Origin of the sequence: Geothermobacter hydrogeniphilus, assembly GCF_002093115.1 — a bacterium.
GTDB lineage: Bacteria > Desulfobacterota > Desulfuromonadia > Desulfuromonadales > Geothermobacteraceae > Geothermobacter_A > Geothermobacter_A hydrogeniphilus.
The window spans coordinates 21,153-31,266 of record NZ_NAAD01000029.1 but is presented as its reverse complement, the minus strand read 5'-3'; the positions used below and the strand labels follow the sequence as shown (position 1 = coordinate 31,266).

Genomic DNA, 10,114 nt, shown 5'->3' with positions numbered 1-10,114 from the left:
ATCATGGCGCCTTGACGCCGATTTAGGTAGTGGGGGGAGACCATTTCATCAACAGCCTCCTAGGCCCATCTGCGGCGTTGCCCTTCCCCCGCATCAACGACGTACCTTCCGGTACGCCTTATTCTGCAGGGCTGTGGGTGCCTTGCATCTAGGCATTTTTGCCCAGCCTCGGGAACGTGATTTCCATCCTCCTGTCGTTTTCACCTTTCTTTCCACCGGTTTCTGCCTGGCTTGCGACGTCGCAGCTGTCGCAACTGTCGCGGGCCGCGACAGCTGGCCGCTGTCGCAAGTTTGTCGCCTGATCCGCCTCAACTCCATAACATATCGAATGTAAAGAGAAAATTTTTTTAGAGGGCCTGGCATGACAGTTGTAATACCTCCTGGCGACAACGCCAACAAGCCTGACGGATCAGGCGAAATCCAACCCAAGGAGGAAAGAGTCATGATCAACTGGAACCTGTTTCGCGAGATGGATCAGATGCGTCGGGAAATGGATGAGATCTTCAACAGCGTCGGTCTCGGCAGCCTGCTGGAGCCCGCTTTTCTGCCCGGTCTCGGTGCCCGCCGCACGCCTCGTTTCAACCTGCTCGAAGATGAGAACAACTTCTACCTCAGCGCCCTGCTGCCGGGTGTCGATCCGAAACAGCTGGAGATGAACGTGGTCGGCAACAGCCTGACCCTGAGCGGCGAGCGGCCGGAGCAGGTGGCTGACGCCAACGCGACCTGGCATCGTCGTGAGCGGGGAGCAGGCAAGTTCCTGCGCACCATCGAGCTGCCGGCGGACGTCAATCCCAACAAGGTTTCGGCGACCTACAAAAATGGTGTGCTGGATGTCACCCTGCCGAAAGCCGAGGCGGCCCGGCCGAAGCAGATCGCCATCAAGGTTGCCTGAGAGCAGGAAATTTTTGATCAGTAACCTTTAAAACACTTTAAGGAGCAGAGCCATGACTGATAAAAATCTGACCGTTCAGAACGAGAAGAGCCTGGCAACCGGAGACAACCTGCGTGAGCGCTATGTGGCTCCCGCCGTTGATATCTTCGAGACCGATGAAGGATTGACCTTCATGGCCGACGTGCCGGGCATGAGCAAGGACGACCTGCGGGTTGACATCAACAACGGCATCCTGACCATTGAAGGCAGGGCCGGTTCGGAAACCCCGGGTAAACGGATTTACAGTGAATTCGCTCCGGCCGGTTATTATCGCCAGTTCCATCTGCCCGAACTGCTTGATGGTGACAAGGCGCAGGCCGAACTCCATGCGGGGGTGCTGACCCTGCACCTGCCGAAGGTCGAGGCGGCCCGGCCGAAGCGGATCGAGATCAAGACGATCCACTGATCTCCCCGCAGCCTGCAGGACTTGTCTGATCGCAGGTCCGGCAGGCTGCCCGGCCGGTTGCCGGATGGCGCCGGCCCTTTTTTTTGGTAATCTTTTCAGGGCTTTTTCAAAGAGGTGACTATGGATTTCAACAAACTGACCCAGAAGAGCCAGGAGGCGGTGCAGGTCGCCCAGAACCTGGCGCAGCGTTTCGGCCATGTCGAGGTTGACGGCGAACACCTGTTGGCCGCCCTGCTCGACCAGCAGGACGGACTGGCGGTGCGCCTGCTGGAGAAAATGGAGCTTGACCCGGCTGCCCTGCGGCGCGCGCTGCAACAGGAGCTGGACAAGTTGCCGCAGGTTTCCGGGCCTGGTACCGAGGCGGGGAAGATCTATGTCACCCAGCGGCTCAACCGCCTGCTGGTCAAGGCCGAAGAGGAGGCCCGTCAGCTCAAGGATGAATTCGTCAGTGTCGAGCACCTGCTGCTGGCCTTTACCGACGAAGATGACAAGAGCCCGGCCGGCCGTGTCCTGAAACAATTCAAGATCGACCGTGATCGTCTGCTGCAGGCCTTGACCGGCGTGCGCGGTCATCAGCGGGTGACCAGCCAGGATCCCGAGGGAACCTACGAGGCGCTGCAGAAGTACGGCCGTGATCTGGTGGCCGAGGTGCGCAAGGGGAAACTCGACCCGGTTATCGGTCGAGACGCGGAAATTCGCCGCACCATCCGCATCCTCTCCCGCAAGACCAAGAACAACCCGGTGCTGATCGGGGAACCGGGAGTCGGCAAGACCGCCATCGTTGAAGGTCTGGCGCAGCGGATCGTCCGTGGCGACGTTCCCGAGGGGCTCAAGGACAAAACCGTCTATGCTCTTGATCTCGGCTCGCTGATCGCCGGGGCCAAGTATCGCGGTGAGTTCGAAGAGCGGCTCAAGGCGGTGCTGGCCGAGATCCGCGAGAGTGCCGGGCGCATCCTGTTGTTCATTGATGAGCTGCACACCATTGTCGGTGCCGGCAAGGCCGAGGGGGCGATGGATGCCGGCAACATGCTCAAGCCGTTGCTGGCGCGCGGCGAGCTGCACTGCATCGGTGCCACCACTCTTGATGAATACCGTCTGCATATCGAGAAGGACGCCGCCCTCGAACGCCGCTTCCAGCCGGTGCTGGTCGAGCCGCCGAGCGTCGAGGATACGGTCAGTATCCTGCGCGGTCTCAAGGAACGCTTCGAGGTCCACCACGGGGTGCGTATCCATGACAACGCCCTGGTCGCCGCGGCGACCCTCTCCGACCGTTACATCTCCGACCGTTTCCTGCCCGACAAGGCGATCGACCTGGTCGACGAAGCCTGCGCCATGATCCGCACCGAGATCGATTCACTGCCGCAGGAACTCGACGAGGTGACCCGCCGCAGCATGCAGCTGCAGATTGAGGAGGCGGCCCTGACCAAGGAGACGGATGCCGCCAGTATCCAGCGCCTTGAGCAGTTGCGCCGTGAGCTGGCCGATCTGCAGGAACGCCGCGACACCCTGCAGGCGCAGTGGGATAAAGAGAAAGGTGCGATCAAGAAGCTGCAGGCATTGCGTGAGCAGATCGAGCGGACCCGGCAGGAGATCGAGCGGGCAGAGCGGAATTACGATCTTAACCGGGCCGCCGAACTGAAGCATGGACAGTTGCCGCAACTGGAGGCCGAGCTGCATCGCCTGGAGGATGAGGGCGAGGTGAGCGGCGGGCTGGTGCGCGAAGCGGTCAGTGATGATGAGATCGCCGATATCGTTTCGCGCTGGACCGGTATTCCGGTCACCCGGTTGATGGAAGGGGAACGGGAAAAGCTGCTCAAGCTCGACCAGATTCTGCATCGGCGGGTGATCGGCCAGGACGAGGCGGTGCAGCTGGTCGCCGACGCGGTGATCCGCGCCCGGGCCGGCATCAAGGACCCGAAACGGCCGGTCGGTTCCTTCATCTTTCTCGGGCCGACCGGGGTCGGCAAGACCGAACTGGCACGCACCCTGGCCGAGGCGTTGTTCGATTCGGAAGAGAACCTGGTGCGTATCGACATGTCCGAGTACATGGAAAAACACGCCGTCAGCCGCCTGATCGGCGCTCCCCCCGGTTATGTCGGCTACGACCAGGGCGGCCAGTTGACCGAGGCGGTGCGGCGCAAACCCTACACGGTGATCCTCTTCGATGAGATTGAAAAGGCGCACCCGGAGGTCTTCAACGTGCTGCTGCAGATCCTCGATGACGGCCGGGTGACCGACAGCCAGGGCCGGACCGTTGATTTCAAGAACAGCGTCATCATCATGACTTCGAATATCGGTGCCGAGGATCTGATCGCCGGCATCGACAGCGAAGGGCGGATCCCCGAGGCGACCCGCAACCAGGTGATGCGGGCGTTGCGCAGCAGCTTCCGGCCCGAATTCCTCAACCGGGTCGATGACCTGGTGCTGTTCAAGCCGCTGCAGCGTGATGAAATCGTCCGGATTATCGATCTGCTGGTTGAGCAGCTGCGTGCTCGGCTGGCTGATCGCCAGCTGCAGCTGCAGTTGACTGAGGCCGCCCGTGACCTGATTGCCGAACGTGGCTACGATCCGCAGTACGGCGCACGACCGCTCAAGCGCTATCTGCAGCATCAGCTGGAGACCCGTATCGGGCGGTTGCTGATCAGTGGCGAGCTTCCCGCCGGGACCTGTTTCAAGGTGGATGTCAAAGATGGTGAGCTGACCGTGGTGACGGAATAATGTCTGAGTCAGTGAGCCCCTTGTCGGCGGACAGCACAAGTCATTGATCTGGCTGAGCTTCCCCAAAATCGCCAGCGAACCTGTGGGTGCGCTGGCGATTTTTGAAAATCTCATTCAGACCAGGTACTTGCACTTTTCCTCCAATAGGGGCTCACTGATTCAGGCAATGGCCATATATATGATTTTATTAAAGAAAAGTCTTGCCAGGTCGATAAGGAGTTTGTAGGCTGATGCTGTTGATGGTTTCTGCTTTCGGAGGGGACTGAAGGGAGCGTGCATGGCTCAGCGCAAGCGCTTCGGGGAAATTCTGGTCGAGGCCGGGATTCTCAGTGAAAAAACCCTGCAGACGGCTCTTGCCCGACAGCGGGAAAGCGGTCGCCATCTCGGTCAGATCCTGGAGGAGCACGGGATCGTCACCGAGCGGGATATCAGTATCGTCCTGGCCCGTCAGTTCGGATTGAAGACGGTCAAGGATATCTGTCACCATCGCTTTCCGCGCGAAGTTCTCGCTCTGGTCGACGGCGATGAGGCGCTGAAGAAACTGATTTTCCCGCTCAAGGTCGAGGGGCGGAAACTGCACCTGGCGATGGTCAACCCCCTTGACATGCAGACCATCGATGAACTCGGTTTTCGTACCGGGTTGAGCATCGCTCCCTGTGTGACCACCCGCAGCGAGATAGTCGACGCCGTCGATCGGCACTACCGGGGGCGTCAGCCGCGGGATCTGCAGACCTGGTGGACGGTGCTGGTGGTGGATGATCAGGAGCTGGTGCGTTGCGCCATCGCGGCGGCGATGGAAAGGGCCGGCTACCGGGTGTTGCAGGCCAACAACGGTGCCGAGGGGATCAAAGTGGCGATGACCAGAATGCCGCACCTTATCGTTTCCGACACCATTATGCCGCAGCTCAGCGGCGATGCCATGTTCCGCAGCCTGCAGAGCAACCCGCGGACGAAAAAAATCCCGGTGATCGGTCTTTCCTCCAAAAGCACCCCCGAAGAAGAAGCGCGGGTTCTCGATCTCGGCTACTTTGATTTCATCGCCAAGCCGATCAACGCGATACGTCTGCAGGCACGTGTCCGGCGGGCGCTCAAGTTTGTCTACGGCGACAACCCGCCGCCGCGCCTGGATTGAGGACACTATGAATCAATGCTTCAGGGGTGAAAAAGGTTGCTATTGTCTTGTGGCCGGCTATAATATGACTAAATGAGTCAGCCATCTGACAGGGAGGTGTTATCCTCATGCGTATCGATATTCTCTGCAAACCCGATTGTGGCCAGCGTTGTGAACGGACTCTGGAAAATGTGCGCCATGTTCTTGAGGACCTGGCCGTGAACGCCGAAGTTCACGTTTACCGTGATCGGCGCAAGATGATCGATAACCGGGTCTATGTATCTCCGGCCCTGGTTCTCGACGACAACCTGCGGATTGCCGGACGGGTGCCTGAACCGGCTGAAATTCGCAGTATGATTATTGAACGGCCGCGTTACCGGCGGCGCCTGTCGGATGTCGCCTGATCATTCCGGCCCGCTTCTCAGCGGCCGGGTTCCGACACGTCGAATAAAGCCCCCCGGCTATACACCGGGGGGCTTTACTTTTGGGGCTCACTCGGTTAGTTTCGTTGCACTTCCCTTCCCGACAGTGAAAGAGGATTCCGGATTGATCGATGGCCACCCTGTTGCTGATAGATGACGTCGAGCTGTTTCTTCAACTCGAAAAATCCTTTCTCCAGGAGAGCGGTCACGACATCCTGACCCGGACCTCCGCCGTCGAGGTTCTGACTGAACTTCCCCTGCTTGAGCCCGACCTGATTCTGCTTGATCTCTACATGCCCGACCTTGATGGCGATGATTTCTGCCGCCGGTTGCGCAGTGACGAGCGCTGGCAGCGGTTGCCGGTGATCATGGTCACCGCTGGCGGCAAGGAGGAGGAGATCCGTCGTTGCCTTGAAGCCGGTTGTGATGACTATCTCACCAAGCCGGTCAACAAGAATGAGCTGCTGGAGAAAGTCGAGCGCCTGCTCGGCGGGTTGCGTCACCGGACCGCGGAGCGGGTCGCGGCATCATTGCGGGTGCGCCTGCAGCAGCGGGGCAAAAGCCTCAGCGCCACCGTCGGTGATGTCTCCCGCAACGGCATTTACGTCCGCAGCCGAAATGAACTGGCGGTCGGCAGCCTGGTCGAGATCCTGCTTGAACTGCCGACCGGTGACCAGCTGCAGGTTCTCGGCAAGGTGAAGCGGGTCAAGCCCGGCGCCGAGGCCGGCATGGGCATCTATTTCATCCACCCCGAGCCGCAGGGGATTGCCGCCCTGGAGAGCTATCTTCATCAGCAGGCGTCAGCCGCGGTGCAACAACCGCTTCCCGTCGTGGATGATCGGACAAAATCCGAGGCCGACTTGTCGGTCGAGGAGCTGCGTCGGCAGAACGCCGATCTGCTGGCGCGGATCAGGGAACTTGAAGAGGAAAACCGCGAATTCGCCGAACAGCTGATTCAGAGCGAGGATGTCAACAACAACCTGACCAACCTCTATATTGCCTCTTCGCGGCTGCATTCGGTCCTCGACCGCGAGCAGGTGATCGAGATTATCAAGGAAGTGGTGATCAATTTCGTCGGTGCCGAGAAGTTTGCCCTGCTGTTGTGGAATAAACAGGAAAATTGCCTGTGTTTCGAGGCCGGTGAAGGCTTCGAAAGCGACGAGTTCCCCGCCGTCGCCGCCGGCGAGGGGATTGTCGGCGGGGCCTTCGCAAGCGGGGAAACCTATCTGCAGGAGGGAGTGGTGACCGCCGGTTCCGACGACCCGCTGCAGCCGCTGGTCGCCATTCCGCTCAAGATTCACGATGAAGTGATGGGGGTGCTGGCGGTTTACCAGCTGTTCGTGCAGAAGGAATCCTTCGCCTCGGTTGACCACCAGCTGTTCTCGATGATGGCCGAGCACGCCGCCACCGCCCTCTTTTCGGCGACCCTCTACGGCCAGTCCGAACGTAAGCGCAAAACCTATCAGGGGATGATGGACCTGCTGCTCAAGTAGGCGGTATCTGTTCCAGCAACCCTTCCGCGACCGCGAAATCGACCAGTTCCATGCCCTCGCGCGGGGCAATGCTGCCGGCGAAAATTTCGGCCGGGCTGTGTCGGCCGTCGCAGTTCTGCAACAGTTTCAGAAAGTCCTCCTCCAGCGATTCACACCAGACTTCATTCTGCCGCCTGACGAAGAGCGCCACCGAGCCGACCGGCCGCAACAGTTCGCCGATGGCTGTCAGGTCGGCTCCTTCAAGATCGAGCAGGTCAACAATTTCGTAGTGGAAGGGGACCAGTCGGACCCCCGGCGCCAGGGACCAGGGGGTGTCCCAGGCCCGTTCTTTCTGCAACGGCCGCGAAGGGGGGAGGACCTCGTCGCCGAGGTGGGCTTCGGCGTAGTGAAAGTGGTAGCGCAGCAGGTCAAGGGCGGCGGGCAGCAGTTCGGGATGTCCGCGTTTGAGCAGCAGGTGCTGGATGAAGCTTTCCTGCATCGCCAGAACCTCGGCGCTGCTCCAGGTTTCGGTGGCCAGCAGCGCGTCGCGGTAGAGCCCCTGGTCCCGCTGCAGCCAGTTGGCGAAATCGGTAAAGAAATTGACAGCCTCGATCTGCAGCGAGCGCAGCAGGGTCGGCAGCAGGCCGACTGCCCGACCGGTGTTGTAGAACAGGTCGACGGCGGCGGCGAGTTCGCGGCATTGTTCCAGCTCCGCCCGCGGCAGGTCCGGGGTGGCGAGAACTTCGTAGGGCGGTTCGGGTTGATGTTGGATGCCCTCGGTGGCGGCGCGTGCCGCAAGTTGGGTGCCCGGCAGAATCGCCAGTGGAAAGATGTCGAGGTGGTTGGGGGCGAACTGCAGGGCGAAATCGAGGCTGCGGCAGAAGCCAGCAAGGTTGTCGCCGGGCAGGCCGTAGATCAGGTCGAGGCCGAAGGTGATGCCCTCGGCGTTGAGGAGATTGATCGCCCGGCTGAAAACTTCCGGATCGAAGGGGCGGTGAACCCGGCGCAGGATCTCGGCGTGGGCGGACTGCAGGCCGACCTGGACCGAACAGTCGACCGCGGCCAGCAGCGCGACGGTTTCCCGGTCGAGGAAATCAGCCTTGGCTTCGAGATGGAAGTGGATGCCCCGCCCGTGGACAGCCAGCAGTCGCAGCAGTTGTTTGCCGCGCGCGGGCGGGAAATTGAAGGTTGAATCGAGAACCCAGACCTGGCTGACCCCCCGACGTTGAAACAGTTCCAGTTCGGCGACCAGCCGTTCTTCCGGCAGGGGGCGGACCTGGTGGTGCCCGCCGGAATCGAAGCAGAAGTCGCAGCCGAAGGTACAGCCGCGGGCGGTTTCCCAGAGGACACCGCCTTCTGTGGTCGGTTGCAGCAGGCCGCACAACCAGGGGGAGTCGGTCTGGACGGAGAGTCGGCTCACTGTCTTGTCAGGGTTGGAGACAATCCCGTCCGGTCCCATCAGGGTCATGCCGGGCAGTCGCCGCCAGTCATCACCGGCGGCGAGGGCCAGAACCAGGTCGGAGAAGTGTTTTTCCCCTTCTCCGGAAATCACCAGGTCGCAGGTTTTCTGCTTCAGGATGGCAGCGGCCCTGGCGGTAGCCTCCGGGCCGCCGCAGGCAATCAGTGTCTGTGGGCTGCGGTTGCGGATTTCGGTACAGAGAACCGTGAGGATATTGCAGTTCCAGAGATAGGTCGGCAGCGCCAGCAGGTCGACCCGTTCAGCCAGGATGCGATCGGCCATGGCCGCAACCGGCTGGTCCGGATAAAAATCAAGCAGTCGGCAACCGGACCGGATCTCCTCCGGAAGAGCAGCGGCCAGACAACCGGCGGCCAGGCTGACCGCCTGGGCGGAACGGCGGACGTGCAGGGTGGCGAAGGTGATGGCCGGGCAGCTATTCATGGCTCTCTCCTTCCGTCCCGGTGGGCCGGGCCGGTTTCTTGAAGAGGTCCGGCAGTCGTGTCATCCGGGTGTTGATCTGATGCCGGGAGAAGATGCGCGCCAGTTCCGGAAGACGATTGTTGAGTTGCCCCAGGGTCAGTTGATAACCGTAGGCCATGGTCTGGTTGCGGGCCTTCTGGCTCATTGGACTCTGGAAAAAGAGCAGCGATTCTTCCGGCCCCGGTTCGATCAGGATGATGTCGACATCCGGATGTTCACGCCGGTAGGTTTCCATGGCCAGTTCCAGTTTCTCCCGACTTTCGATACGTTGCGACTGTTCCCAGGCGACGCCGATGCCGAGTTTGGCAATACTGGTGCAATGGCCGTAGGAAAGAGAAGGCAGACAGATTCGAGCGGGATCGTTGACCATCGGTACCCGTGGGTTGATCAGCACGATCAGTTTGGCTCCCTGTTCGATGGCGATGTCAATATGGGTGACGCGACCGATGTTGCCGTCGATGTAATAGCGGCCGCCGATACGGTGCGGGCGGAAGAAGAAAGGGATGGCGCTGGAGGCGGTGATCGCCTGGCAGATATGAACATTGCGGTAGCCGTCGCTGCCGAAGATGACCCGTTTGCCGTTGTCGAGATCATAACTGGGGATGAACAGAGGGCGTTCCAGTTCGCGGAAGTCATCGCACAGCCCCTCCTGGCGAAAGGAGCGGCAGAGATAGTCCTGCATCGGTCCGAGGGAAAAAAGCCCGGCAGGAAACTGTTCCTGCAGGAGGTAAGGCAGTTCCTGCAGGCTGAAATTCGAACGACTGCTTCGATAGCTGCGGAAGATGCGGACGCTGTTGGCGAACAGTTTCCAGCAACTGCCGAGCATGGCCAGGGTATCGAGACGGTAGATGTCGCGTCGTCGCCAGTTGAAGACGGTCTGTTCATCGTTGCTGATGGCTGAAAAGAGGCTGGCCGGAGAAACGTTGTTGGCTATCAGGCTGGCAATCACCGAGCCGGCGCTGACGCCGACAAAGAGATCGAATCGGTTGACGTTGAAATCGTCTTCGAACAGCTGGTCAAGGACGGTCAGGCAGCCTATTTCGTAGGCCGCTCCCATGATGCCGCCGCCAGCTAGAACCAGGGCGGTTTTTTGTCTGCGTTTCGCCGTCACCTTG

The 10,114-nt window shown here is 60.5% G+C and carries 8 protein-coding genes; 6 read left to right on the top strand and 2 right to left on the bottom strand.

Annotated features, from left to right (window positions below):
* Positions 1 to 442: 442 nt before the first annotated feature.
* The 6 genes from B5V00_RS15495 to B5V00_RS15470 all read left to right on the top strand — a co-directional run bounded on the left by B5V00_RS15495 (position 443) and on the right by B5V00_RS15470 (position 7,081).
* A complete protein-coding gene (locus B5V00_RS15495) occupies positions 443 to 892 on the top strand; it encodes an Hsp20/alpha crystallin family protein (protein ID WP_085011714.1) in 450 nt (149 codons plus the stop codon).
* Positions 893 to 944: 52 nt separating this feature from the next.
* Positions 945 to 1,337, top strand: a complete 393-nt coding sequence (locus B5V00_RS15490; protein WP_085011713.1) for an Hsp20/alpha crystallin family protein — start codon at positions 945 to 947, stop codon at positions 1,335 to 1,337.
* Between the two features lie 120 nt (positions 1,338 to 1,457).
* A complete protein-coding gene (gene clpB / locus B5V00_RS15485) occupies positions 1,458 to 4,055 on the top strand; it encodes an ATP-dependent chaperone ClpB (protein ID WP_085011712.1) in 2,598 nt (865 codons plus the stop codon).
* Between the two features lie 277 nt (positions 4,056 to 4,332).
* Complete coding sequence (locus B5V00_RS15480) at positions 4,333 to 5,187, top strand: response regulator (RefSeq protein WP_085011711.1); 855 nt, start codon at positions 4,333 to 4,335, stop codon at positions 5,185 to 5,187.
* A gap of 107 nt (positions 5,188 to 5,294) precedes the next feature.
* Positions 5,295 to 5,570 carry a thioredoxin family protein gene (locus B5V00_RS15475; RefSeq protein ID WP_085011710.1) on the top strand — a complete coding sequence of 92 codons (276 nt, stop codon included), beginning with the start codon at positions 5,295 to 5,297 and terminating at the stop codon, positions 5,568 to 5,570.
* Between the two features lie 149 nt (positions 5,571 to 5,719).
* Positions 5,720 to 7,081, top strand: coding sequence for a response regulator (locus B5V00_RS15470; RefSeq protein WP_085011709.1), 1,362 nt, complete (start codon positions 5,720 to 5,722; stop codon positions 7,079 to 7,081).
* Here the strand turns inward: B5V00_RS15470 and B5V00_RS15465 are convergent.
* Positions 7,074 to 8,960, bottom strand: coding sequence for a B12-binding domain-containing radical SAM protein (locus B5V00_RS15465; RefSeq protein WP_085011708.1), 1,887 nt, complete (start codon positions 8,958 to 8,960; stop codon positions 7,074 to 7,076). The genes B5V00_RS15470 and B5V00_RS15465 overlap by 8 nt on opposite strands.
* On the bottom strand, positions 8,953 to 10,110 hold the full coding sequence (locus B5V00_RS15460; RefSeq protein WP_085011707.1) for a patatin-like phospholipase family protein: 1,158 nt from the start codon (positions 10,108 to 10,110) through the stop codon (positions 8,953 to 8,955). The genes B5V00_RS15465 and B5V00_RS15460 overlap by 8 nt, the downstream gene beginning before the upstream one ends.
* Positions 10,111 to 10,114: the final 4 nt, after the last annotated feature.